Consider the following 26,138-nt stretch of genomic DNA (forward strand, 5'->3'; position numbering starts at 1 on the left):
CATAGCTCTACCATGTGCTGTGATGTTGCCTTTTGTGTCCAGTGCACCCAGTTCATGTAGAAGCTTTGTAGCGTGGGTGATGGATGTGGCAGGAGGTATATCCATCCATGAAAGCGTTTCCATAGAATCATTACCCCAAAGCGCAAGTTCAAGGAGCATTTGACTAAGATCTGCTGAGAGTATTTCCGGTACATCATGTTGTAAAAGTATTTTAGATCTATGCCAGAGATGATAGGCTTTTCCTGCAGATAAACGTCCGGCACGTCCAGCCCTTTGTGTGGCTGAATCTTCAGATATAAAACTACTTTCAAGTTTGTTCATTCCTGAAAATGGGTTAAATACTGAGATATTCTGAAGCCCGGCGTCTACAACTATCTTAATACCCTCAATAGTTAAAGAAGTCTGGGCTATGTTGGTACTGAGTACGACTTTTCTAAATCCTGCAGGTGGGGATTTTATGGCTCTGTCTTGAGCCTCTTTATTTAAATTACCATAGAGTGTTGAGATATACATATCTTTAGGTTTAGCGCTATTTAGATATTTCTCAACCGCTTTTATTTCTTTGACACCAGGTAGAAATACAAGAATATTTCCTTCCTCATCTTGGATGATCTTATGTAGTAGTCTATGGACAAATACAGGTAACTCTTTTTTAGTGGGTGCGACAGTATCTGGAGGTAGGTAGATACGCTCTACAGCGAAAGTACGTCCTTCACTTTGAATAATAGGTGCATTGTCTAAGAGCTTGGAAATCGCAGAAGTATTGAGTGTCGCAGACATAATGAGAATTTTTAGATCTTCTCGTAAAATGGCTTGTGATTCCAGTGATAATGCCAAAGACAGATCTGCATGTAATGAACGCTCATGAAACTCATCAAAAATGATGAGTGCTATATCTTCTAAGCTTGGATCATGTTGAAGTTTACGTGTGAGTATGCCTTCGGTGACGATGAGTATCTGGGTCTCATGACTCTGGACGGATTCCATTTTTATCTGATATCCGATACGTTTACCCACCTTCTCTCCCAAAAGTTCAGCCATACGCTGAGCTGAAGTACGTACAGCCAAACGACGGGGCTCCAGCATAATGATCTTTTTGCCTTTTAACCATGGTTCATCAAGTAGTGCAAGTGGTAAAACGGTGGTTTTACCGGATCCTGGTGGTGCTTGTAGGACTAAACTTTGGTACTGATGAAGTTTCTCTTTGACTTCTGGTATGACTTGGTTAATGGGTAGGGTTTGCATATTGTATATGTAGAGTACCTTTTTGTGAATTTTATCCAAATAAATGGAGGTATACAATAAAATGTGTATAATCTTCTCTTTTAAAAATAAGATATTACACACAAACTACAGAGTGAGTGTGTATCTTAAAGCATACAATTTAAAGGAAGTACTTTGTCCAAAATTAATAAAAGATCTATCTTTATACCCGTACTATATTTGCTTCTAAGTTCTCTACTTTTTTCTGCAAGTGCTGAAATGGCGAGTCAGGGAATGCTAAGCATAGTCCTAGGGGCTTTTATAGCGGGGATACTGCTTACATTTACACCTTGTGTCTTGCCTATGGTACCTATAGTTTCCAGTATTATTGCGGGGCAGGGTGAGGATGTGACCAAGACAAAGGCAGTGATGCTGGCTGTGTCTTATGTCTTGGGAACCACAGTGACTTATGCCATCATGGGTGCATTGGCAGGCGCTACAGGTGAACAGTTACAGTCATATTTCCAAAATGTTTGGGCGATTACTGCGATCAGCATAGTGTTTGTTGTAATGGCTCTTTCTATGTTCGGACTTTTTACCATTCAACTACCATCATTTATACAGTCTAAACTCAATGCGGAAACTCAAGGTATTAAGGGTGGAAATATGGGAATGGTATTTTTACTTGGGATGATCTCTGCACTTATCTTGGGTGCCTGTGTCTCACCTGTGCTTATCTCATTTTTATCTGTAGCCATTTCTACATCTGATGCAACACTTGGTGCCCTAACCATGTTCTTTTTGGCTCTTGGAATGGGTGTACCATTGATACTTTTAGGGTTTGGTGCAGGGTATCTCATTCCTAAAGCAGGGGAGTGGATGGATAAAGTGAAGTACTTCTTTGGCGTTTTACTTCTTGGCGTTGCTATAGAGATATTTTCAACTTTAGAACTTGTAAATACACTATTTCTTTGGGGTGTGTATGCTGTGGGTATTAGTATTTATTTGGGTGCGACGCAGCGATTAAGTTTAAAAAGTACAGGATGGGAAAAACTCCAAAAAGCCTTTGCCACGGTGTTACTCATATGGGGTACCATACTTCTTGTAGGTGCAGGGTATGGAGAACAAGATATCTATCATCCGCTGCCTAAGACTTCGATAACATATGTACAGGGTGATAGTAAAGTAAAACTTTCTGGTGCAATGCCTTTTGAAGAGATAGCCAACTTTACGGCTTACGAGATAAAAAGACGTCAAGCCATGGATGAGGGAAAAACAATGATAATTTTCTTTCATACAGATACCTGTCCGGTCTGCAAGCATATGAGGGATACTACATTCAAAGACAAAAGAGTGCAGGAGAAACTCAAAAATAATTATGTAGCCGTGAGTGTAAATATGAGCGATAAAACAGATAAGAAGATAGATGAACTTAAACAAATGTTCCAGGTTTTTGGACCTCCGGGTTTTGTGTTTTTAGATTCAGAGGGTAAAGAGTTGAAGAATGCAAAGTTTTACGGTTATCAAGAACCGGAAGAATTTTATGATACACTCGATTTGATAGCAGAATAACAGACTCTCTAACGTATAGATATATAATAGTAAAGGTAGATCATGGGAAAACAATATAAAGCACTCACCGGGAAAGATATAGATTTTATTAAACAGCAAAAGCTTTTTTATATAGCAAGTTGCAGTGGTCAAGAGGTAAACCTTTCGCCCAAAGGGTATGACTCTATACGTGTACTTGATAAGTCAACCTTACTCTACCTGGATTTTCCAGGTTCAGGCAGCAGAACCTATAGAGATGCCATGGCAGGTGGAGAGTTTACCCTTGTATTTAATGCTTTTACTGGACCTCCCATGATACTAAGAGTATTTTGTAAAGCAGAGGCCCTGGAGAAAGACGATACACGTTTTGAAGGCTATTTGAGTCATTTTGGCATTGATGGTTCCTATATTAGACAACTATTTGTGTTTGATGTGTACGCTGTTGAAAGCAGTTGCGGTATGTCTGTGCCTCACATGAAGTATGAAAAAGAGCGTAACAGTCTAAAAAAATGGGCTAAAAACTTGGCAGAAGATGGATCTTTGCAAAACTATATAGACGACCATAAAGTGCCACCCTCATTACAAGATCTTGATACTATAGATGAGACTTTATCTTAGCAGTAATCTATAGCATGAAGAAAATAATCATATTACTATTTGGATTAGTTACTTTTAGTACTGCAAATACTATACGGGCCGATGTTACAGCTGTGACGACACAAGGCAACAGTGGGGCATACACCTTTAAAGTGACACTCAAAAGTACAGAGACTGGATGTGGTCAATATGCTGATTGGTGGGAAGTCGTAAGTGAAAAAGGTGAGTTGCTTTACAGACGGATACTTGTGCATTCTCATCCTGATACACAACCTTTTACGCGTTCAGGTGGGAAAATATCTGTAAAGCCAAGTGAAATGATCTATGTTCGGGCACATATGAACAAAGAGGGGTATGTGGGGAATGTTTTTAAAGGAAGTGTCCATACAGGATTTGAAAGAGTTACAAATTTACCTCATTTTCCAAAAGACCTCGAAAAACAGGAACCTTTACCTACAGGCTGTTTATTTTAGCTATAATTTTTCAAATCAGAACGAAGGATATATCATGATGGATGAATCGTTAAATGTATTAGGCGAACCTTTAGAGCCTTGCAGTTTAAATCCTCTTACTGGGTTTCATAGAGATGGATCGTGTAATACAGGTGATCATAATCCTGCTGTACATGCAGTATGCATCTATGCGACAGAAGAGTTTTTAGCGTACTCCAAAAAAGCAGGGAATGATCTTTCTACGCCTATGCCGGAGTATAGTTTTGCCGGGGTACAACCTGGACAAAGCTGGTGTCTTGGCGGACATAGCTTTGTTAAAGCTCATATGGATGGTATGGCACCCCAGATCTTTATACATGCTACACATAAACGTATGCTGGATCTAATAGATTTGGAAACATTGAAGCAATATGCTATTGATCTATAGAGTGATCAGAGACTATAGAATGTTTTGTGGATTGTAGAAGTTCACAGAGTAAATCGTACGATCCGTCTCCACCGTTAAGAAGAATGACTTTCTGTTTGGGGACGGCGGATGGAACCGTACGATATTTAACAGTGACATTTTCATCATCTGCATTCAGAGCAGGGAAGACTAAATATAGTCCTCTAATAGGAAGTGTTGCCAGAAATGATTTCATAGCACTCTGCTTGCAAAAGTGATAAGCCTCTTACTTTATGTATGCCACCTGGATTTCCAGATTTTTACTTAGTCGTCGCATTTCTGCTATGCTTCCGTAACTCCTACCACGTATAAAACATACTGACTCATCTTTTATCTCCTAAACTCTAGGAGTATTGTCACTGATTAAGTGTAACTAACTTGTGTGTAATATGTGTGTAGTTTAGTAGATCTCTTTTTGTGCCATTTGGAATCATGATTTCTCATTTTCATTTGGTGGTAAGGGAACAAAATATCCTATGAGAAGAAGAAGTGATCCTACCACAATAAAGGAAATGATCCTTTCAATCGTACCGGAACTTGAAAGTTCAACAAAAAAGAGTTTAAGTACTACCAGTATCAAGAGCCCAAAGCCGGCTAACCATAACGGACGCTTTTTATATCGCTTAGATAAAAGCATCAAGCCAATCGCAATAACACTCCACAATATCGAAAGTCCTGTTTGAAAATAGATATTTTCCCATAAGCTGACCAGGGTGTAGTTAACATCTTTAAAATGATGTACAGTACGGGCAAAAATTACACTGGCTAAAAGTGTACCCATGAAAGCCAACAAGCCATACAATGCTATTTTTGTGTTATCTGCAAAAGAATTTTTGTTGGAGTATAGCCAGTAAAACATCGTAGCTAAACCTAGAACTTGCAGCATATCCAAAGGATTGAGAAGAGGGATATAAGGAAAGCTATCATGTTCTTGAGCAGTACGCAAGGCAAAAAATTCCCAAAGCATAAGCACAGTGGCCAATCCACCTACACCTATGAGTTGATAAGTACTACGATACCTTTCTAGCCACACTGTATATTTTTTAGGTACAAGTAATAAGAGTGAGAAGAACAATGGTACTGTGGCCAGAGCTATAAGGGTAACACTTTTACCCATTAACAAGAGTTTGGCATGATAGTGTAGCTCCAGGCTAAGCACTATGGTTATAAACCAGAGACTAAGGATGTGTATCTGTTTTGTGTATTTCCATAGGGTATCATACTGGTAAAGAAGCAGATAGTTAACTACTGTAAAAATACCTAATGCCAAAGCGCCAAAACCTTCAAAAGGATGTGGCATATAGACGGTATCTGCCATTTCCATAAAGAAAAGAAGCATGCCAAAGACCAAATACCCCTGTAATGTATTGATGAGCAGTTTCCAATTCAAGAGTTTTGTGGCTATGAAGAGCAGCAAAGCTCCTAACGTGAGAGAAAAGAGCATTGCATGACTATAGATCATGTCAAATCTCATAAATTCTGATGGCGTACTTGTAAACCATAAGATGATAGATAAACTTATCAAAACTTCAGGTATATATCTATCTAGTTTAGAGAGCTGTTCTTGATGTTTATTTAAGAGATAAGAGGCGGTAAGCGCCGCTATGATTATGATAATATACCCTAAGTATTCTGCAAACATAATACCGTATCCACTCACATTATAAGGATAAACAGCAATAGAAAGTAGTAGCAGGAATTCTCCAAAATACTTAGCGTAAGGCCTGGCTTGTTTTAGTGCTATCCAAATAATAGCAGCACTCTCTAATGACCATAATGCAGCAGAAACGTCAGCATCAAACACGTATGGTATAGCTATGGTATAGAAAACCACGCCTAAGGCTAAAAATGCTTGGGATAAAAGATGGGTTCTTTCTTTGTTTCTTAATAATTTTGAAAGTATGAAATACAGTGTTCCCACAACAATCGCAGAGTATGCTTCACCATATTCAATTGTATTAACTAAGTTGAGTTGCAGAGGAAAGGCAACTAAGGGTAAACCAAACACCAGTGTGCCGTCTACAAAGTTTTTTGGCTTAAATGGGTGTTTGACCGTGAAGAGTATAGAGATGGATAGATACATTAAAAAATAGAGTATAAGGAATGGTTCTGTTGTACTAAAGAGATCTGAACGATAGCGCAACACGCCCCAGCTACTTGCGATGACAAAAGTAAATAAAAACCCTACAACATTCAGTATACGCCAAGAACGATACCACGCCACTATAAAGACACCCAAATTAAGTAAAACATAATAGCTAAAAAGCATGATATGTGATCCCTCTCCGCTAGAGGTCAAGATGGGTACTAAAAAGCCGCCTGCTGTAGCAAATAGTGCTAAAGGCAAAGCATCTTCTATGACTGCCAATACTGAACCTAAGACTACGACTAAAAGCATCAAGCCAAAAGCGATGTCAAGTGAGAGCAGAGCATAAAATTTGGATGCTGCATAGATAACCAAATAGAGCATAGCTATGCCAAGTCCTTGCAATATCTGTCCATAAGCACCTTCTCTATCTTTAAGTTTCCATCCAAGGACTATAAGAACCACAGCCAATACTGCTATGCTAAGTAGTCTTACTTGCATACTTATAATGCTATGCTCAGCGGCATATTTCACTAAAAATGCCAATCCAAAGAAGAGTATGACACCACCTATACGTACAAGTAGATTGCCTCCGGTGAAGTAATTTGTAATGAATGATTCTAGTTTGGAAGGCTCTTGTTGTCTTGGATGACTATATACTTGTTTAAATGTTTCCTCACTGTTGGGTACATCTTCAATTGCCAGTGTTTCAGTATTGTCATCCACAGTATCTTTTTCATGCTCTACAACTGTTTTTTCCTTTATAAAAATGTTTTGTGTTTTCGCTGTCTTTTCATAAGGTTTTTTATCTTTTATAGTATATACAAGCTTTTCAAGATGTTTTATTCTACTCTGTAGTAGAAAAATCCAGTAAACTAGAATTATGAATAATAGTGCTGATATGTTCATAGCATTCTCCTTATTTAAACGTTTTTATTTAATGTTGATATTAATCTCTTAGAGCATTAAAAATCAGATTTTTCTGTTCTATGTTTTGGTAGTTCCTCAACACAGGTAAGCTCATAGATCCACTGTTGCAAATCAAGCATATCTTCATAGATCTTGAAGTTCCTGTCTATGATGGATTCAGAGTGAAATGTTTCATCGGGTGGGAATGTTGTATAGGCATACATGGCGCCATAGAGGTAAAGATAGGCATACCTGTCCTCTTTATCCAATCCTAAAGGATAGCGCTTATACTGGGGCTCCGGTATGCTGTATCCTTTGTTTTTCAGTTCTTCGAGTATGTTGTGTAAAGCTTCTCGTTTTGCATCATTTTTGATGTAGTCTCTGTATGTGCCAAGTAACGGAGCTTTAAAGTTACGTATACCTGTAGCGACAAATATTTCAAACGGGTCATAATGCATATAAAAAGAGCTGCTTTGCATACGATGTGTAGCACCCTGCCAAAAGATGATACCTATACGCTCTTTGATGGGGTCGAGCCTGTGAAACCTGGCATCACGATAGATACGGAAGAGCGATTTGTTGATTTTTGGTATGGCATGAATGGTAGGTACAAGTATCTGCAAATGTTCACCCATCTCTTCTACATACGCTTTATTGGGCGACAGGATATACTTCTCATACTCATCTTTATGTTCATCAAGCCACTCTTTGGAGTTGTTGATAATGATGTTATCGAGGAAATTAAGTCCTTCTTTTGGGAAGCCCGAAAAACAAATAGATGGTAAATTCATTAGACACCTTTTAACTTTTGCCAGACCAGGCCAAGAAGTTCATGAAATACAATACGGGATTTTTCAAGTGCATCAGAGGAAAAGAACTTTGTGTAGTTTGGATGTTGTATGCCTGCCAAATGATTTGTTGGTGCAGGGACAGGATCTAACCCCTCAGCTTTGAAAAAGTTCAATGATCTTGTCATATGAGATGCTGAGGTGACTAAGATGAATGGCTTATCACCCACTAGTTCTTTTGCAGCTCGGGCTTCTTCCTGTGTATCTCTTGGTTCAGGACAAAGTATGATCTTTTCTTTTTTTACACCCAAGGCCAGGGCTAATTTTTCTTGCATCACTGCATGGGTTGTAGGATCAAATAATCCACTGTGCCCTGAAACAATAATGCTCGCTTCTTCGTGTAGCTGATGGTAAAGGCGTATGCCTTCATTGAGTCTTACAACAGAGGTTTCAACTACCTGAGATGTGATGGGTAAACTTTCATCCGTATGATGTCCTCCACCTAGAACATAGATATATTTGATATTTCCAGGGGCTTTGTGAAGTGTTTGAGTGCTAGACTCCAGACTATATAAAAGAGTGTTCGCCACAGGTGGATAGGAAAAGAAAAACAGCCATAAAATACTAAATATAAGCATTGATCTTGCTGGTTTTGTTTTGTTTCTGTAGAGTAATACTAAAGCTAAAACGATGAAAAATACCCCAATAGGAAGGGGCATTAAAAACATAGAAATAAACTTTTTGAGTAAAAAGTCCATTGGTTACTTTACTAGTCTTGTTTCATCAGCTCCAAGTTCCATTATCTGCCAAGGAAGACCTTGTTTGTTCAGTTCTTCCATAAATGGATCAGGATCAAGCTCTTCCATGTTAAAGACACCTTTACCCTGCCACTTGCCTTCAATCATCAGTTTGGCTCCTATCATGGCTGGTACACCTGTTGTATAGCTCACCCCTTGGCTCATCACTTCAGCATAACATTTTTCATGGTCACTGACCTGGTAAATATAGATCGTTCTTTCTTTACCGTCCTTGATACCCTTGGCGAAGATACCGATATTGGTCTTACCTTTAGTTCGTGGTCCAAGACTTGCCGGATCTGGAAGCAGGGTAGCGAGGAACTCCATAGGTACTATCTTCATACCTTTGTGTTCGACTTCTTTAATGCCTAACATACCTACATTTTCCAGACATTTCATATGTGTGAGATAACTTTGTCCAAACGTCATGAAAAATCTGATACGTTTTAGACCTTTGATATGTTTTACCAAAGATTCCATCTCTTCATGGTAAAGCAGGTAACTGTCTTTTGGTCCCACTTCCGGGTAATCCCACACCTGCATGATCTCCATAGGTTCAGTCTCGACCCACTCTCCATTTTCCCAATAACGTCCTTTGGCAGAGACTTCACGAAGATTGATCTCCGGATTGAAATTGGTTGCAAAAGGATACCCGTGATCTCCGGCATTACAGTCAAGAATGTCTATCGTATGTATCTCATCAAAATAGTGCTTTTGTGCATAAGCACAGAAAACATTGGTGACTCCAGGGTCAAAACCAGATCCAAGAAGACCCATAATGTTCGCTTTTCTATATTCTTCAGCTCTTGCCCACTGTTCTTTATACTCAAATTTAGCAGTATCAGGATGCTCGTAATTTGCCGTATCAAGGTAATCTACCTGCATCTCCTCACAGGCATCCATAATGGTAAGGTCCTGGTAAGGCAATGCCACATTGATGACAATACTTGCACCGGTAGCAGCGATGAGTTCTTTAAGTTCAGGTATGGAATCTGCATCCACTGTTCGTGTCTGTATCTGCACACCTATTTTTTCTTTTACATTCGCAGCGATAGCATCACATTTACTTACTGTACGACTTGCAAGTGTGATATCTCCAAAAGTGTCAGCATTCATAGCACACTTAAAAGCAACAACGTTTCCGACACCTCCGGCGCCGATAATAAGGGTTTTTTTAGACATGTGGACTCCAATAAAAGTTATAAGATTATTTTATCACAAATAGTAGTGATTTATGACATAACTTAGACCAAATAGTAGAGGCATGAACAAAAGTGTACTCAGCAAGATAAGGGAAGTTACATCTTTAGGTTTACAGTTATACAAAGAGGCCAGGTTGATGTTTGCAACAGCAAGAGGTACCATCATCTCCATGAAGATCACACCTTGGACAAAAAGCGGTAGGTTTGTAAAACTGAGTATCACTGCGGTAGCCAAAGGGACGATGATAAACTTTTGGCTTATGGTTCCTATGAAGAGTTTTGGATGTAGCTCTTTGATACGTATGCCTTGCAGGAAAGTTCCCAATAAAAAGAGCTGTAAGACGATACCTGAATAGGCGCCCATCTTGAAGAATTCCTCTATTTGAGAACTTAGGGGGATATCGTATGTATTAATTAATATGGCAACTACGGAAGCAGGGATAATAGGGATCTTCACAATGTTAAAGAGTGAATCTCTGATACTGAATGAACCTCTTGAATAGATGTAGACACCGATAATGTAGACAACAAATACATTGGCTATGTTGATAAGCGTAGTATAGATGACAGATGCTTCTCCAAAGAGGGCGATACCCAATGGGATACCTATGTTTCCTGTGTTGCCTACAAATCCGGCTATAGAAAAGATGGCTCTCTCTTTTGGGTCGTTAAACAGCATCTTACCGAGTATGATAGTTGGAACGAGAAGCACTAAGATGATAGCAAGGTATATGAGTGGGACATAAATGTGTTCACTGTGTAATTTGGCTGTACTAAAACCCCATATGGTGACAAAGGGTTGTAAAAAGTAGACAGACATAAGGGTCAGTGTTTTTGTATTCATCTCTTCTTTGAAAATGCGTTTAGCCATATAGCCCAGCAGTATGAATACATAGACAAAGAGTATGCTCATTAGTGTTTCAATCATGAGAAGGATTATAACTTATTTTGGGTATGATTCTTTAATATATTATTTAGGATTTTTTATGGATTTTAGTTCTTTAGAGACTTGGGGTTATCTGGCGGTAGCTTTTTTTGCATTTGGTGGTTCACTGTTTATAGTCGCAGCAGCAGGTGTATTTTCTTTCATGGGAAAGATGGACCTGACAACAGCGTTAGCCATAGCTACAGTGTCAAACTTTTTGGGCGATATATTTCTTTTTTATCTGGGGAAATACCAGAAAAAAGAGATACAGCCTTACTTTGCAAAACACAAACGTAAAATAGCTCTTGCAACGTTGATCATGCGTAAATACGGGATACTGGCCATATTTATACAGAAGTTCCTCTATGGTATCAAAACCCTTGTACCGCTTTCTATGGCTCTTGCAAAGTATGACTTTAAGAAGTTTGCATTTTATAATGTATTTGCATCTATAGTGTTTGTACTGACGATAGGATTAAGTGCGTATTATTCAAGTGAGTTTATCATTGCAATGTTTTCATATATTCAAATAAATCCATGGATAGCACCAGTGATCGTGTTTACGATCATTGGTAGTGTGTGGTTTGTGATGGAAAATATGACTAAGAAGAAAAAGTAGTTAAAAGTTAATTTAGACCAAGAGGAAATCTTGGTCTAAAAGGTAAAAAACGTTTTACTTTTTACTCTCTACAAACTTTTCAATACGTCTGATACCTTCACGGATCGTTGTGATATCTGTAGCAAATGAGAATCTAAAATACCCTTCAGATCCAAAACCTATACCAGGAACAACCGCAACACCGGTAGACTGAAGTAATTCTTTACAGAATTCAATAGAGTCATTTGAGATATCTTTGATGTTAACAAAGAGGTAAAATGCACCTTGTGGTTTAAGTACTGAAAGACCATTGATCTCGTTCATGAGTTTTACTGCTTCTTCTGCTCTACCTTCAAAAGCTCTTCTCATTTGTTCAATCTCTGTATCTACTTCACCAAGCAGTGCAGGGATGGCTGCTTTTTGCGTAATAGAGTTTATATTGGATGTACTTTGACTTTGAAGTTTGTTCATAGCAGCTATGAGCTCTTTGTTCGGTGTAGCCAAGTACCCAAATCTCCATCCTGTCATCGCTACAGATTTACTAAGACCATTGATAGTTACAGTTCTCTGGTACATATCTTCACTGATGCTTGCTGCTGCAACAAAATCGATGTCATAGACAAGCTTCTCATACATTTCATCACTTGCTACAATGATATCTGTTCCTTCAAGTACTGATGCCAGTGCTTCAAGCTCTTCTTTAGAGTAGACAGAACCAGTAGGGTTTGATGGTGTCGTCAGTATGAGCATTTTTGTTTTAGGTGTGATAGCAGCTCTGAGCTGTGCAGCAGTGATCTTGAATCCACCGATCTCATCTGTCTCTATAGTGACAGGTACTGCACCGGCATACTTTACCAGTTCCGGATACGTTACCCAGTATGGAGCAGGGATGATAACCTCTTCACCTTCGTTCAGTACAGCTTGAAAAAGGTTAAAGAGTGACTGTTTTGCACCATTGCTTACAATAATGTTCGAAGGATCGTAGTCCAATCCATTGTCTCTTTTGAGTTTTGCCGCTACAGCTTCAAGTAGTTCAGGTATACCTGGTACAGCTGTGTACTGTGTAAACCCGTCATTGATAGCTTTAATAGCTTCATCTTTGATACGTTTTGGTGTACCAAAGTCTGGTTCTCCTGCAGAGAAAGAAAGAATATCTTTACCTTGCGCTTTTAAATCACGAGCAAGTGAAGAGATAGCAATAGTAAGCGAAGGCGAGAGTGTTTGTATACGATCTGAAAGCATGTAAGAACCTTTGATGATAATTTAAATAATTATATCAAAAAATGCGTTAAAAAAAGCAACAGAATGATTTAATCCATAGAGTGGATAAAGTTATCGTAGAGCTCTTCAAGTTCGTGATCTTTTTCTATAATATGTGTGTTGTCACCGGTTTCAATTGCCGTTTCAAGAATGGCAAGACGTTTGAGAAGATATTCAAATATCTCTTTATTGACATCTGGGATCTTGTTATGACTGAGTGGTGTTTTATCAAATCCGCGTTTAAGTGTACGTGCAGGTATTCCTATGGCAGTAGAGTCTGGAGGCACATCTTTGACCACAACGGAATTCGCACCTACTTTTGAATTTTGACCTATAGTGATATTTCCCAGTATTTTGGCACCTGCTCCGATGACTACACCATTTTCCAGTGTAGGGTGCCTTTTCCCTTTGCTGGTACTTACTCCACCAAGTGTTACCTGTTGGTAAACAATGACATCGTTACCTAAGATAGCAGTTTCACCTATGACTACACCTACACCATGATCGATGAAGACTCTGCGACCTAAAGTCGCTGCAGGGTGGATATCTATGGTTGTTAAAAACAGTCCTATTGCAGAGATGAATCTTGGAAGAAACCTTAGACCTTTTTTGTAAAGCCAATGCGCAATACGATGAAAAAACAATGCCCATAACCCTGGGTAGTTAAAAAAAAGCTCAAAGGTTGAATGTAATGCAGGGTCATTTCTTTTTACATTAAGAAAATCTTCTTTGATGAGAGTAAATGGGTTCACTTTTAATGTTCCTCGTCTATGGCTTGAATAGTCTTAAGATAGCTATTTTCACTTAAATAAAGGTAAAGTTTGCCTAAAAGATCTCTTTTTTCTTCTTTACCTAACAGATCAGATTCTTCGATGCGGTATTTGAGTGTCTTATCCATAATGTTTGTGTCATAGTCCAAGTCATCAAGTACATCCATAAGGTTTTGTGCCTCGATAAGATCTTCTATCTGATACTTTCCATCTTCATCAAAAGTGATCACTGCTTCTGTAGGGTGTGTAAAGAGATTATGTTTCATCCCCAGCACTTCCTGGTATGCTCCCGTAAGGAAAAAAGCAAGAAAGTACTCCTCTTTACTCACATCTATGTCATGCAGATAGAGAGGTAGGTCACGGTTAAAGCCTATTTCTCCATCACTGTCACAGGTGATATCCCAGATACTTGCAGGGTTGGTCGGTTTGATATCAAGTTTGTCAAGCGGCATGACAGGAAAATGTTGCGCTAGTCCCCAAAAATCAGGCAATGACTGAAATGCAGAAAAGTTGACCAGATACTTTTCCTGGATACGGTCCTGCAATTTATTCAGTTCATCTGTATCTTCATCTTTAAGTAAAGAGATGGATTTTTTGATGATGAGGTTCACAAGTATCTCCGTATTTGAACGGTCTTCGAGGTCTATGTACCCTAGATCAAACAGTGTGAGCAGACTTTCCATATGGTCGAGAGCATCATGAAGGTATTCTCTGGCATTTTCACGTTTGAGACTGTTGAACAGATCATAAAGCTCCTGGATGAGAGGTGGGTTCACTTCTTTTAAACGTAGACCTTTTTCATTGTATTCTTGAGAAAAGAGTTCAAGTACGGGTGCTACAAGTACAGAATGTGATGCGGCGATAAAACGGCCTGACTCTGTAAAGATAGAAGGTTCTTCTACCCCTTTTCTTTTAGAGATCTCTTGCATCAGGTAAATTACATCATTGGCAAACTCTTTGAGCGAGTAGTTTCGCTCTTGATTGTGAGGGTGTTGACTATACTCTACGGCAAGTCCACCACCGATGTTGATGGCTCCGAGTGCAGTTGCCCCACGATTTTTAAGGTCTGCATAAATGTTTCCTGCTTCTCTTAATGCTTTTTTGAGTGGAGCGATATCTCCCATTTGTGAACCTATATGGAAATGTATCATCCATAGAGAGTCTAGAAGGTCATTTTTTTTCAGCATCTCATAGGCTTCAAGAAGCTCTGTAGAAGTTAGTCCGAACTTTGAGCTGTATCCGCCGCTTTTTGCCCATATACCGATACCTGAACTATGTAGTCGTATACGTACACCGATCTTAGGAGAGATAGGGGTTTCGATATCGTTATTGAACTCTTGGTTTACATGTATAATGGTTTCAAGTTCACCTAATCCCTCTATGGTAATGGTGATGTTATGACCCATTTTCGCAGCGATAAAACACAAAGATATCATCTCTTTATCTTTAAATCCATTTACCGTGATAGGAGCACCCAATGGCGTTTGTGTCATCGCAATGATAAGCTCCGCTTTACTTCCAGCTTCCAGACCATAGTTATAGTTCTGTGAGACTTCCATAAGTGCATGTACAAAGTTTGGGAATTGATTTACCTTGAGTGGGAAAACAGCCTGAAATTCACCTTTATAGTTAAACTCTTTTTGGGCTTTGTTAAAGGTGTTAAAGAGTGTTGAGATCTGTTTTTCAATAAGATGGGGGAAACGAAGAAGCAAGGGTCCCTTGTAGCCTTTTTCACGTATCTCCTGAGTGATGGAGATCAGTGATGGTTTAGACGCATGATTCACGTTGATAGTATCATCCTGAATGATAAAGTTGTCATCCCCCCAAATGTCTAAACCAAAACTTTTCATGTTCGTACCCTCACTTTTAATAATGATAATTATAGCAAAACTTAATCTAATCTTACCTATAATAGTTCCCATGAAGGAACAGTTCTTAATGTATGAAGCAGATCAGCATCATCTTAAGCTTATCTCTAGAGGAGATTGGACACTGAACAGTGTACGTCAAATAGAAAACGAACTACTTGAAATTCCTTGTGATAAAAAGATTATTTGGGATGTTTCTGGGGTAAATGATTTTGATAGTGCCGGCGTACTTCTTTTTATAGAACATCTTGAACGATTTCAAAAAGAAACAGAGGTAGAAGTGGTTGGTTACAGCGACAATCAAAAAGATATGTACACCCTTCTCAATAAGAGCCTCCCCCAGATCGAAGCACCGTCACAAAAAGGCTATCTTGAGAATTTGGGTAGAAAAGCCCTTGATGCCTATAAAGAGCTTAAGTGTTTTACTACCTTTATCGGGCATCTTTTTTATGCGATGTTCCATACGTTCATTCAACCCAAAGATATACGTTTTAAAGAGATGGTCTACCATATTCACCAATCAGGATTTAATGCGATCATCATCATAGCTTTAACGTCATTTTTAGTGGGGATGGTTATCTCTTATCAGGGGTCTGTCCAACTGGCCAAATTTGGTGCAGATATTTTCATTGTAGATACAGTAGCACTCTCTATCACAAGAGAGTTGGGACCTATGATCACTGCTATTGTTATCGCAGGACGCAGTGGTTCTGCTTATACTGCTGAGATAGGGGCTATGAAAATTACTGAAGAGATCGCTGCCATGCGTACAATGGGTTTTGATCCCTATACTTTTTTGGTACTTCCTCGTGTATTTGCATTAATGATAGCATTGCCATTGTTGATCTTCTTTGCGGATATTGTAGGTATTATGGGTGGAATGGTTGCATCAAATATACAACTGGGTATTTCTCCGACTCAGTTTATAGATAGACTCTATGAAGTGTTGGAAGTGAAACATTATTTACTGGGTATGATAAAGGGACCGATCTTTGCCTTTCTTATTGCATCTATAGGATGTTTTAGAGGGTTCCAGGTAGAACATAATACGGAGAGCATCGGACTTCAGACCACTGCATCGGTAGTGAACTCCATCTTTTTGGTCATTGCTTTTGATGCATTTTTCTCAGTGATATTTACGGAACTTGGGCTATGAATCCTGTCATTAAAGTAGAAGGTGTTGTGACAAGGTTTGGTGAAAGAACCATCCATGATGGGATAAATCTTCATATCGATGAAAATGAGATCTATGCTATTTTGGGGGAAAGTGGCTCTGGAAAATCAGTCCTTATGAAAGAGATGATCATGCTTTTGGAACCTACTGCAGGAGAAGTGACCGTCTTAGGTAAATCACTCAGTGATATTAGCTTTAACGATGCTCAGGCCTTGCGGAGTGACTGGGGTGTACTTTTTCAGTTTGGAGCACTTTACTCTTCTTTGACCATCGCTGAAAATATAGCAGTACAGCTTAAAGAATATACAACTATCTCTGAAACAATGAGAGATAAACTGGTACGATCCAAGTTGGCTCTAGTAGGACTGGACGCACATGTAGGAGCACTTTACCCTTCACAACTTAGTGGAGGTATGGTTAAACGTGCTGCTCTTGCACGGGCGTTAGCGATGGAGCCAAAACTACTCTTTCTGGATGAACCTACTTCTGGGTTAGACCCCATAGGTGCCAGGAATTTTGATGCACTCATCGTAGAGTTACGTGATCTGTTAGGTATCACTGTGGTAATGATCACACATGACCTGGAGAGCATTTTCAGTATCGTAGACAGGTTGGCTGTTTTGGCAGATAAACAGGTGGTGGCAGAAGGTTCACTTGAAAATGTGTTACAATCACAACATCCTTTTGTGGAAGAATTTTTCAAAAATGAGTACACAAAAGAGAGGTTTAAGGATAAGGTAAAAGATGTATAGCAAAGTCAATTATACTATTGTAGGTATCTTCGTATTACTTTTCGGTGCAGGTATGGTTTGGTTTGCTTTTTGGCTTGCCAAATATGGATTACAAGAAGAGTTTGATACCTATAGACTCGAGATGAAAGAGTCTATTGCAGGGCTTTCTAGCGACGCTAAGGTAAAACTGCATGGTGTAAACGTTGGTCGGGTCAGCAAAATACAGATCAATCCTAAAAATATAGAAATGGTTGAAATACTTGTAGAGATAGAGAAAGGTATACCTATCAAAGAAGATATGATCGCGTCTACACAAATGTTTGGTGTTACAGGACTTTTATCTATAGAGATAGAAGGTGGTACGAATGCAGCTAAAAGCTTAGTACCTACAAAAAAGTATATTCCTCTTATAAAGACAAAACCCTCTTTGCTGTCAACATTAACATACAACCTTGGTGGAATGACCGATAAAATAGAAAATCTTTTATTACAGAGTCAAAAACTGCTCTCAGACCATAACATTGAAACGATAGGAAACATCCTCGATAATACAGAAAAAGTGACAGCAAGAGCTACAGAGCTGGAAGATAAGGTCATGATTTCTCTTGAAGAAGTTAATATGACGCTAAAAGAGTTTAGGGTTTCTATGGCTAAGGTCACTACAGATATTTCAGATATTAAAGAAGTCAGCGTACCTGCGATCAATAAATTAAAGGAAACAAGTAAAAACTTTAACCGTATTGCACTGAAAATAGAGAAGAGCATAGACAACGGAGATTATAATTTCAAAAAGATCATGGAACCGATACTTATAGATATTGATATACTCTTAGATCAGCTTAATACTATGTCACGAAATTTAGAGAACAATCCAAGTGATCTATTGTTCAAATCCAGAGAATCAAGAAGAGGACCAGGCGAATGACAATCAGTAAACCACTAGCATTTATCATCATACTCATAGGACTTGTAGGCTGTACAAAAGAACCGGCACTTAAAGTCTATAGTTTAGATACGCCTACTGTCAGTGCAATGTATGGAAATACGTATAAAAACAAAAGTATGAAAGTCACGTACCCTCAGAGCTTAAAAGACAAAGTATCACAAAAAATGAATTTCTCTTACAGCAGTGTTGATAGTGGGAATTATCAAAACTCTGAGTGGTCCAACAACATGAGAAAACTTTTACAAGGTACATTTGTAGAGGTTTTGGATGAGAGTAAGCTCTTTAAAGTCGTATTGTCTGATACGTCAACGGTTAGAGAAGATTACCGGTTGGAGAGTATTATCTTTGCTTTTCAGCATAGAGTACGAGGAGAACATTCAGATGCAGTTGTTTCCATACAGTTCAGCCTTATAAATACAGAGAGTGGAAACCTGGTAAAAAGTAAAAGGTTTAGCTATGCAGAAGCGACACCGACAACCGATGCAAAAGGATATGTGAGTGCTACGAATGTAGCTATAGGAAAATTGAGCAGAGACTTGGTGGCTTGGTTACGGTAGAGGAGTCGTTTAAAACTCCTCAACCAAAACCGTACGCTCTTCTTTACTCTCCAGATCTTTCACCCAGACAGTACCATTTTTCAGTTCATCTTCACCGATAAGAACACAATAACGCGCAGAAACTTTATCTGCACCTTTCATATGACTTTTGAAGCCTTTTGAAGCGTACTCCAGTGTTACTTTTGTCTCTTTTCGTTTGGCTGTAGCGATAGGAAAGAGGGCTTCTACAGCGTCTTCTGTCATAGCACCAAGATAGATACCTTCTTTTTGTAATTCCGGCATCTGTACGAGTTCCATGATACGTTCTATACCTATGGCAAAACCAACTGCCGGAGTAGGTTTCCCGTCTAAGAACTCGACCAGTTTGTCATAACGTCCACCACCAGCAATGGCAGACTGTGAACCGATGTCGTTACTGACAAATTCAAAAGCAGTTTTATTGTAGTAGTCTAGACCTCTTACAAGGTTTGTATCTACCTGGTACTCTATGCCTGCTTTTTCAAGTAGGGCAGTGAGTTTATTGAAGTCAGAGTCACATTCCTGACAGAGATTTGTGATAAGTTTTGGTGCATTTGCAAGCAGCGACTGACATGTTTTATTTTTACAGTCAAGCACACGGATAGGGTTTGTCTCTATACGTCTGTTACAATCTTCACATAACTCATCTTTGATCTCTGTTAAGAACTTTACGAGGTTCTTTTTGTAAGGAGGCATACACGTAGTACAGCCAAGTGAGTTTATCTGAAGGTCAAAACCTATCCCCAGTTCAGAGAAGATCTGACTTATCATAGTGATGATGGTAAAGTCTTCATAGACAGATCCCTCACCAAAACTTTCACAACCAAATTGATGAAATTCTCGTAGACGACCTTTTTGCGGTCTTTCATAACGGAACATAGGTCCATAGTAGTAAAACTTCTGTTTGACCGGCTGGCGGTCCAGCTTGGCATGTACAAAGGCTCTTACCACACCGGCTGTACCTTCAGGACGCATACAGACATCATTACCACCTTTGTCTTCAAACTGATACATTTCTTTACCAACAATGTCAGAACTTTCACCCACAGAACGCTTAAACAGAGCAGTCTCTTCAAGTATAGGTGTTTCTATATAGTGATAACCATATTTTTTTGCTACACCTATGGCAGTGGTTACAATGTGTACAAAGCGTTGGCTCTCGTCAAAAGTAAGGTCTTTCATGCCTCTAAGTGGGTTGATCATAGTGTATTCCTTAAATAGTCTGTTATTTGTGTGTGTATCGTTTCTATCTCTTCTGTTGCATCTACAAAGAGATGCGGGATACCAAGTTTGAGTATACTTTGTTTCATATGCTCTTGTACTTCTAAAAGATATTCTAAACCTCTAAGCTCAATGCCATCTAGACTTTTAGCTGAAGTACGTTCTTCTAAGGTTTTCATATCTGTTAAAAAGAGAATGACCTTGTCTGGGAAATGTCCCTCAAGAGCAAATCGGTTAAGACTTACAAGCTCATCGAAATCAAAATCACCATTGGCAAGCGCATACCCTATACCAGAGAGGAATCCTCTGTCAGAGATAATGACATTATGCTTATTTGGAGAGATGACTTCCTGGTAATGTTCCGCTCTGTCAGCCAAAAAAAGCAAAAGTTCTGCACGCTTTGAAGCAAGTGAATCACTAAGGAGTATCTCTCTTGCTTTTTGGCCAAATACTGTACCGCCAGGTTCATGCGTGACTATGATCTCAGGGTGCTTTTGTGAGATGAGCTCGATCTGTGTACTCTTGCCACAGGTATCTATGCCTTCAAACAGTACATACATTAGAGTGTACACTTTATGAGTTTTAACACGTCGTCATGGACGAGGTGATCTATTTTGCCGTCAAAGTGTAAAATGGAACGTACCACAGAAGAACTGACAAAAGCATGCTGAAGGCTGGGCATCAGATAGACAGTCTCCAACTCTTCCTTAAGTGAAGTATTGGCATAACCCATTTGAAGTTCATACTCAAAGTCACTGACGGCTCTAAGTCCTCTAATGATGATATTGGCATCGAGTTTATCTGAGAGGTCGATCAGAAGACTGTTAAATCCGATCACCGTGACACTCGGATAGTTTTTTGTCGCAGTTTTAACCATCTCTATACGTTGTTCCAGTGAAAACATGGGCTTTTTTTCTTGGCTCACTGCCACAGAAACGATGATCTCATCGAACATATGGGAGGCGCGCCTGATGATATCTAAATGACCATTGGTTATGGGATCAAAAGTTCCAGGGTATATTGCTCTTCTAATTTTACTCATATTAACTCCATCTTTCATAAAGATTATTCTCGATACCTAACACATCATACCACTTTCCAATGATAAACTTTTCCATATCTTCTAAAGAAGAGGATTCAGAGTAATATCCCATCACAGGTGGTGCAATAATGACACCCAATGCAGCCAACTTGTGCATATTTTCCAACGCTATGGCAGAAAATGGCAGTTCCCTAGGGGCAAGAAGCAGTTTTTTTTGCTCTTTAAGTGCTACTGCGGCTACACGTGTAGGCAGGTTATCACTGATACCACATGCTACTTTCGCCAAAGTATTCATACTACAAGGAATGATAGCTGTTGCATCTACTCTAAAAGAACCAGAAGAGATAGATGCCGCAATGTTCTTACTCGAATGTAAAGTGACTTGCTTATTTTCAAAGGACTCTACAGTAAGGGCATTATCAGAAACGACCACGTGAACGTCGATCTCCTCAGGTAAAAAGTCAACAAACTTCTTACCTAACTGAACACCAGATGCACCTGTGATTGCTACTACAAGTTTCATAATATCCCTTATTTTTTATTAAAAGGATTATATCAAAAGAAATTAAGAGTTTAGGGTTTGAGTTAAGGATTTGATGTTTGTGGAGCGGGCGAAGGGATTCGAACCCTCGACAGCCTGCTTGGAAGGCAGGAACTCTAGCCACTGAGCTACGCCCGCATTTGTGGTACTTAAGGTAACACATAAGTTGATTAAGCCCCGTATATACGTGGGGTTGAGGTGGTACCGCAGGTCGGATTCGAACCGACACGCCCTAAAGCAGAAGATTTTGAGTCTACCAAGTCTACCAGTTCCATCACTGCGGCATACATAATAAAATGTAGATGGGATTTTACATAGTATGTGCTTAAAGAAGGGTTAGTGGACTAAGGATATAAACCTCTAAACATCGACATGAATTATAGAATTGAGACATCATATTTAGATTAACTGTGTAAAATTCGTTTAGATGTAACCCTTGGAGAGAATGACAGATGAAAAAAGTATTGGTAATAGGTGGAGGTTACGGTGGTCTTCGTGCTATAGAGTCTTTGGCTAAATATAAAGATATAGATATTACTTTGATAGATAAAAACCCCTATCATTATTTACAAACAGAATCTTATGGTTATATCGCAGGTCGGTTTGAGCTGCATGATATCGCTGTTGACCTGGATAACTGGTGTCATGGTTTTAAAGGCAGTGTAAATTTTATACATGGAAATGCGTCAGATGTAAACTTTGAAGAGAAGCGCGTCAGTGTGAATGAAAAAACTTTATCTTACGACTATCTTATTATCGCTACAGGGGCAAAAACAAACTTTTTTTCATTTATTGAAGGGCTGCGAGAGAACAGTTATGGTGTCAAAAGTTTACAAAGAGCACATAATTTTAGAATAGAGTTTGAGAACCTTATTTATACAAAATTGCAAAATGAACATGGCAACAACGACGGGGAATTAAATATCGCTGTAGGAGGAGCCGGACTTAGTGGTGTAGAGGTTGCTGCTGAAATGGCCCATGTCCTTCAAACATACAGTAAAACCATAGGAGATACAGCTAAAGAGATCAATATATATCTTATTGATGCAAGTGAAACCATCCTTCCAGAAATGGGAAAATATACTATTTCAAAGACTAAAAAAAGATTAGAAAAACTAGGAGTTAAGATACTTACGGGTGCTTTTATCAACAATGTAGATGAATCATACATCCATTTTAAAAATGGCGAAAAACTTGAGTATCGTTTTATGATTTTTACGGGAGGAATCAAAGCGGCAGAACTCAACAATACTATAGAGAATGAGAAAAACGGTATTGGTCAATTCATTGCTACAAGTGAACTGAATATTCAAGGTCACAAAAATGTATTTGCCATAGGTGATTGTGTAGAGATCAAAGACAGTGACGATAATGTATTGCCACCTACAGCACAGGTTGCTGAAAAAAGTGCAGAATATGTAGCCAAGACCATTCGAGAAAGAATAGATGGAGTTCCCTCTGACTCATTTGAGGCAAATGTTTCGGGCATGTTTATTGCATTGGGTGGGAAATATGCCGTAGGTGAGATATTCGGCTATATCAAGGTCAAAGGCTATACCGCCTATCTTCTTAAAAAAGCCATCACACATGCGTATTATCTAGGACTTAGATTACGTATCAATACAGGCTTTAAAAATCGTATTAAATAGAGATCATTTTATAATGAAATTTATAGAGAAAATAGTATACATTTCGAGGTATTTAGCTTATATATGTGAGTAAATATGCCATTTTGACACTTTTTCATAGCTGACTTATTTTAATTTGTTATAATATCTTCATTATTTAATATTAAATTAGGAATACAATTGAAAATTACGATTATTATTACAGCTGTACTTTTTATTTATGCGGCATTTTCTACGATCTTCCATGAAACAGCATTGGTGGGGGATATCGGGAAAAAAATAGGAGATACCAATCTCCATTTATTTGGACACCTTGCGTATATCAATATTTTTGTTTTATTTTATACTCTTTATAAACTTTATACCAATGTCCAAGTGAGAAAGGATATTGATTTTTACTTGGGATGGATACTCTTCTTCATTGCACTTATACTCTTTAGTTCTTTGGTATTGGAAGTACAAGACAGAGGCTTCATAGGTACACAAATAGTAGAATTTTTATACCCTCTTATCGGGAAAGCAGGGCTATGGTTGTTTTGGTTGATGATCATGGCACTCTCTTTGGTATTTATCATAGATGATGACTTTAGATTTTCCGGATTTAAAATGAAGAAACCAAAAGTGTCACTCTCTTTTTCTTGGATAGGTAGCACATTTTCTGTACTGGGCAAAGTCTTGAAAAAGATATTTACAAACCCTTTTGCTTCACCTGCTCTTGAAGATGAGATGATGCCTGTGTTGGATGTAATGGCAGAGAAACCAAAGAAAACACGTGCAAAAAGAAAACAGGCTTCGCAAAAAGCTTTAGCTAAACCAGAAAAAGTCAAAGTGAACGCTCTTGATGAGGTAGATGATCCTGTATTAAATGAGATACTTGAACTTGAACATGAGATGGAAATGAGTACTACCGAAGAGAAGAGTATAAAGAGTAATTCAAATGTAGAGATAGTGAATGAGCTTGAAGAAAACTCTAAACTTATGGAGCAGATAGATAAGGGTACGGTAGTAAAGCCTAAGAATTTTAAACTTCCTAAACTGGATTTTTTACAAAAAGCGCCTAAGACAACAAAAAAAGTAAATGAAGCAGAAATAGACAGAAAGATAGAAGAACTACTCGCAAAACTTGAACAGTTTAAAGTAGATGGTGATGTCGTGCGTACCTACAGTGGTCCTTTAGTAACTACATTTGAGTTTAAACCGGCACCGCATGTAAAAGTGTCTAAAATTTTAAACCTTCAAGATGACCTTGCTATGGCACTTTCAGCTGAAACTATTCGTATACAGGCACCGATCCCTGGGCGTGATGTTGTGGGTATAGAGATACCAAATGAAAACATTGATACCATTTATCTTCGTGAGATACTTGAGAGTGATCTGTTTAAAAATTCCAGCTCTCCTTTAAGTGTAGCGTTGGGTAAAGATATCGTAGGAAAACCGTTTATTACAGATATCAAAAAACTGCCACACCTTCTTATAGCAGGAACAACAGGATCGGGTAAATCTGTAGGTATCAATGCGATGATCCTTTCATTACTTTATAGAAATGATCCTGATCAATTGAAGTTAATGCTCATTGACCCTAAGATGCTGGAGTTTTCGATCTATAATGACATACCGCATTTGATCACACCTGTCATCACTGAACCCAAAAAAGCGATCGCTGCCCTTTCAAATATGGTAGGAGAAATGGAACGTCGTTATAAACTTATGGCAGAGAACCGTACAAAAAACATTGATAATTACAATGAAAAAGTAAAAAAAGATCGTTCTGCTGAGCCTTTCCCTTTCATCGTTGTTGTTATAGATGAATTGGCTGACCTTATGATGAATGGGGGTAAAGAGGTAGAGTATTCTATTGCAAGGCTTGCACAGATGGCAAGAGCCAGTGGTATACACCTTATTGTTGCAACACAAAGACCAAGTGTCGATGTTGTCACAGGACTCATTAAAGCAAACCTTCCTTCAAGACTGAGTTATCGTGTAGGACAACGTATAGACTCTAAGGTCATTTTGGATGCAATGGGTGCAGAGAGTTTACTCGGACGTGGTGATGGTCTCTTTACACCTCCTGGTTCTACAGGTCTGGTACGTTTACATGCACCATGGAATACGGAAGAAGAGATAGAAGAGATCGTTGAATTCCTAAAAGCCCAACGTCTACCTGAGTATGATGAAAGTTATCTTGTAGCAGGTGGAGCAAATGCAAGTGAAAGTGAGGGAGGGGAGGTAGTCCTTGATTCTCTTTATGAAGAAGCAAAGTCAGTGGTGTTGACAGACAATAAGACTTCTATCTCTTACCTACAGCGTAAACTACAGATAGGGTACAACCGTTCTGCTAACATTATTGAGCAGCTTGAGGCAATGGGTGTATTAAGTCCACCTAACGCAAAAGGTAACAGAGAAATAGTCTAATTTCCTGTTATTTATGAAAAAGTACCTTATTTAAAATGAATGTGGTACTTTTTCTGTAACCATCCGATACACAAAAATTATCTCTTTTATGACTTCAGCTTATAATCTTTGTATTAAAACCATTTTCTGCTAATATCTGCATACCAAAACTATAAACAGGAGACCATTATGGCCTTATTAGAAGAATATAAAGCTCACACAGCTGAGCGTGCAGAGTTAGGTGTACCACCACTTGCTCTTACAGCAGAGCAAACAGCAGAACTTGTAGAGTTACTTAAAGCATCACCAGTTGCAGATGCAGCGTATGCTATAGACCTTTTTGAAAACAAGATCCCAGCAGGTGTGGATGATGCAGCTTACATCAAAGCAGCATTTTTAAATGACATTGTTCAAGGTAATGTAACTTGTACAGAGATC

The 26,138-nt window shown here is 38.7% G+C and carries 26 protein-coding genes and 2 tRNA genes; 12 read left to right on the forward strand and 16 right to left on the reverse strand.

Annotation, left to right across the window (positions count from 1 at the left end):
- Positions 1-1,245, reverse strand: a 1,245-nt coding sequence (locus tag ABYK33_RS05035; protein WP_373031905.1) for a DEAD/DEAH box helicase, incomplete at its 3' end; no start/stop codon positions are given.
- Between the two features lie 153 nt (positions 1,246-1,398).
- Between ABYK33_RS05035 and ABYK33_RS05040 the strand changes: the two genes are divergently transcribed.
- The 4 genes from ABYK33_RS05040 to ABYK33_RS05055 are packed head-to-tail and all read left to right on the forward strand — an operon-like array spanning position 1,399 to position 4,230.
- Positions 1,399-2,775 carry a protein-disulfide reductase DsbD family protein gene (locus ABYK33_RS05040; protein WP_373031906.1) on the forward strand — a complete coding sequence of 459 codons (1,377 nt, stop codon included), beginning with the start codon at positions 1,399-1,401 and terminating at the stop codon, positions 2,773-2,775.
- Positions 2,776-2,817: 42 nt separating this feature from the next.
- Entirely contained in the window at positions 2,818-3,372 is a 555-nt protein-coding gene (locus tag ABYK33_RS05045) for a hypothetical protein (protein WP_373031907.1), read from the forward strand.
- A gap of 14 nt (positions 3,373-3,386) precedes the next feature.
- Complete coding sequence (locus ABYK33_RS05050; protein ID WP_373031908.1) at positions 3,387-3,824, forward strand: hypothetical protein; 438 nt, start codon at positions 3,387-3,389, stop codon at positions 3,822-3,824.
- Positions 3,825-3,858: 34 nt separating this feature from the next.
- Positions 3,859-4,230, forward strand: coding sequence for a DUF2237 family protein (locus ABYK33_RS05055; RefSeq protein WP_373031909.1), 372 nt, complete (start codon positions 3,859-3,861; stop codon positions 4,228-4,230).
- Here ABYK33_RS05055 and ABYK33_RS05060 read toward each other — a convergent pair.
- The 6 genes from ABYK33_RS05060 to ABYK33_RS05085 form a co-directional block, all read right to left on the reverse strand.
- Positions 4,217-4,444 carry a hypothetical protein gene (locus tag ABYK33_RS05060; RefSeq protein ID WP_373031910.1) on the reverse strand — a complete coding sequence of 76 codons (228 nt, stop codon included), beginning with the start codon at positions 4,442-4,444 and terminating at the stop codon, positions 4,217-4,219. The two genes, ABYK33_RS05055 and ABYK33_RS05060, sit on opposite strands and share 14 nt — an antisense overlap.
- A gap of 234 nt (positions 4,445-4,678) precedes the next feature.
- Positions 4,679-7,243: a DUF2339 domain-containing protein gene (locus ABYK33_RS05065; protein ID WP_373031911.1), complete on the reverse strand. Its 2,565-nt coding sequence runs from the start codon at positions 7,241-7,243 to the stop codon at positions 4,679-4,681.
- Positions 7,244-7,299: 56 nt separating this feature from the next.
- Entirely contained in the window at positions 7,300-8,034 is a 735-nt protein-coding gene (locus ABYK33_RS05070) for a TIGR02453 family protein (RefSeq protein WP_373031912.1), read from the reverse strand.
- On the reverse strand, positions 8,034-8,789 hold the full coding sequence (locus ABYK33_RS05075) for an ElyC/SanA/YdcF family protein (protein WP_373031913.1): 756 nt from the start codon (positions 8,787-8,789) through the stop codon (positions 8,034-8,036). The genes ABYK33_RS05070 and ABYK33_RS05075 overlap by 1 nt, the downstream gene beginning before the upstream one ends.
- Before the next feature lie 3 nt (positions 8,790-8,792).
- Positions 8,793-10,010, reverse strand: coding sequence for a saccharopine dehydrogenase family protein (locus tag ABYK33_RS05080; protein WP_373031914.1), 1,218 nt, complete (start codon positions 10,008-10,010; stop codon positions 8,793-8,795).
- Between the two features lie 33 nt (positions 10,011-10,043).
- Positions 10,044-10,958, reverse strand: a complete 915-nt coding sequence (locus tag ABYK33_RS05085; RefSeq protein WP_373031915.1) for an AEC family transporter — start codon at positions 10,956-10,958, stop codon at positions 10,044-10,046.
- A gap of 58 nt (positions 10,959-11,016) precedes the next feature.
- On the opposite strand from ABYK33_RS05085, the gene ABYK33_RS05090 reads away from it, so the two are divergent.
- On the forward strand, positions 11,017-11,574 hold the full coding sequence (locus ABYK33_RS05090) for a DedA family protein (RefSeq protein WP_373031917.1): 558 nt from the start codon (positions 11,017-11,019) through the stop codon (positions 11,572-11,574).
- Positions 11,575-11,628: 54 nt separating this feature from the next.
- On the opposite strand, the gene ABYK33_RS05095 is transcribed toward ABYK33_RS05090, so the two are convergent.
- The 3 genes from ABYK33_RS05095 to speA form a co-directional block, all read right to left on the reverse strand.
- On the reverse strand, positions 11,629-12,795 hold the full coding sequence (locus ABYK33_RS05095; protein WP_373031918.1) for a pyridoxal phosphate-dependent aminotransferase: 1,167 nt from the start codon (positions 12,793-12,795) through the stop codon (positions 11,629-11,631).
- A 68-nt stretch (positions 12,796-12,863) separates the two neighbouring features.
- Entirely contained in the window at positions 12,864-13,565 is a 702-nt protein-coding gene (gene cysE, locus ABYK33_RS05100) for a serine O-acetyltransferase (protein ID WP_373031919.1), read from the reverse strand.
- 2 nt (positions 13,566-13,567) lie between these two features.
- Entirely contained in the window at positions 13,568-15,433 is a 1,866-nt protein-coding gene (gene speA, locus ABYK33_RS05105; protein ID WP_373031920.1) for a biosynthetic arginine decarboxylase, read from the reverse strand.
- Between the two features lie 88 nt (positions 15,434-15,521).
- On the opposite strand from speA, the gene ABYK33_RS05110 reads away from it, so the two are divergent.
- The 4 genes from ABYK33_RS05110 to ABYK33_RS05125 are packed head-to-tail and all read left to right on the forward strand — an operon-like array spanning position 15,522 to position 18,859.
- On the forward strand, positions 15,522-16,607 hold the full coding sequence (locus tag ABYK33_RS05110; protein ID WP_373031921.1) for an ABC transporter permease: 1,086 nt from the start codon (positions 15,522-15,524) through the stop codon (positions 16,605-16,607).
- Positions 16,604-17,377, forward strand: coding sequence for an ABC transporter ATP-binding protein (locus ABYK33_RS05115; RefSeq protein ID WP_373031922.1), 774 nt, complete (start codon positions 16,604-16,606; stop codon positions 17,375-17,377). Before ABYK33_RS05110 ends, ABYK33_RS05115 begins: the two co-directional genes overlap by 4 nt.
- Positions 17,370-18,281, forward strand: coding sequence for an MlaD family protein (locus ABYK33_RS05120; RefSeq protein WP_373031924.1), 912 nt, complete (start codon positions 17,370-17,372; stop codon positions 18,279-18,281). The genes ABYK33_RS05115 and ABYK33_RS05120 overlap by 8 nt, the downstream gene beginning before the upstream one ends.
- Positions 18,278-18,859, forward strand: a complete 582-nt coding sequence (locus tag ABYK33_RS05125) for an ABC-type transport auxiliary lipoprotein family protein (RefSeq protein WP_373031925.1) — start codon at positions 18,278-18,280, stop codon at positions 18,857-18,859. Before ABYK33_RS05120 ends, ABYK33_RS05125 begins: the two co-directional genes overlap by 4 nt.
- Before the next feature lie 9 nt (positions 18,860-18,868).
- On the opposite strand, the gene hisS is transcribed toward ABYK33_RS05125, so the two are convergent.
- From hisS to ABYK33_RS05155, 6 genes are all read right to left on the reverse strand, one after another.
- Positions 18,869-20,080 carry a histidine--tRNA ligase gene (gene hisS / locus ABYK33_RS05130; protein WP_373031926.1) on the reverse strand — a complete coding sequence of 404 codons (1,212 nt, stop codon included), beginning with the start codon at positions 20,078-20,080 and terminating at the stop codon, positions 18,869-18,871.
- On the reverse strand, positions 20,077-20,658 hold the full coding sequence (tmk, locus tag ABYK33_RS05135) for a dTMP kinase (RefSeq protein ID WP_373031927.1): 582 nt from the start codon (positions 20,656-20,658) through the stop codon (positions 20,077-20,079). The genes hisS and tmk overlap by 4 nt, the downstream gene beginning before the upstream one ends.
- Positions 20,658-21,140, reverse strand: a complete 483-nt coding sequence (gene coaD / locus ABYK33_RS05140; RefSeq protein WP_373031928.1) for a pantetheine-phosphate adenylyltransferase — start codon at positions 21,138-21,140, stop codon at positions 20,658-20,660. The genes tmk and coaD overlap by 1 nt, the downstream gene beginning before the upstream one ends.
- A 1-nt stretch (position 21,141) precedes the next feature.
- A complete protein-coding gene (locus ABYK33_RS05145) occupies positions 21,142-21,663 on the reverse strand; it encodes a UbiX family flavin prenyltransferase (RefSeq protein ID WP_373031929.1) in 522 nt (173 codons plus the stop codon).
- Positions 21,664-21,743: 80 nt separating this feature from the next.
- Positions 21,744-21,819: transfer RNA gene (locus ABYK33_RS05150), tRNA-Gly, on the reverse strand.
- 61 nt (positions 21,820-21,880) lie between these two features.
- Positions 21,881-21,965, reverse strand: a tRNA-Leu gene (locus ABYK33_RS05155).
- A 168-nt stretch (positions 21,966-22,133) separates the two neighbouring features.
- Here ABYK33_RS05155 and ABYK33_RS05160 point away from each other — a divergent pair.
- The 3 genes from ABYK33_RS05160 to ABYK33_RS05170 form a co-directional block, all read left to right on the forward strand.
- Complete coding sequence (locus ABYK33_RS05160; RefSeq protein WP_373031930.1) at positions 22,134-23,330, forward strand: NAD(P)/FAD-dependent oxidoreductase; 1,197 nt, start codon at positions 22,134-22,136, stop codon at positions 23,328-23,330.
- A 159-nt stretch (positions 23,331-23,489) separates the two neighbouring features.
- The gene (locus tag ABYK33_RS05165; RefSeq protein ID WP_373031931.1) at positions 23,490-25,721 is read left to right on the forward strand and encodes a DNA translocase FtsK 4TM domain-containing protein; all 2,232 of its coding nucleotides are present in this window, start codon (positions 23,490-23,492) and stop codon (positions 25,719-25,721) included.
- A gap of 168 nt (positions 25,722-25,889) precedes the next feature.
- Positions 25,890-26,138, forward strand: a 249-nt coding sequence (locus ABYK33_RS05170; protein ID WP_373031933.1) for a hypothetical protein, incomplete at its 3' end; no start/stop codon positions are given.

This window comes from Sulfurovum sp. (genome assembly GCF_041562805.1).
Taxonomy (GTDB): domain Bacteria; phylum Campylobacterota; class Campylobacteria; order Campylobacterales; family Sulfurovaceae; genus Sulfurovum.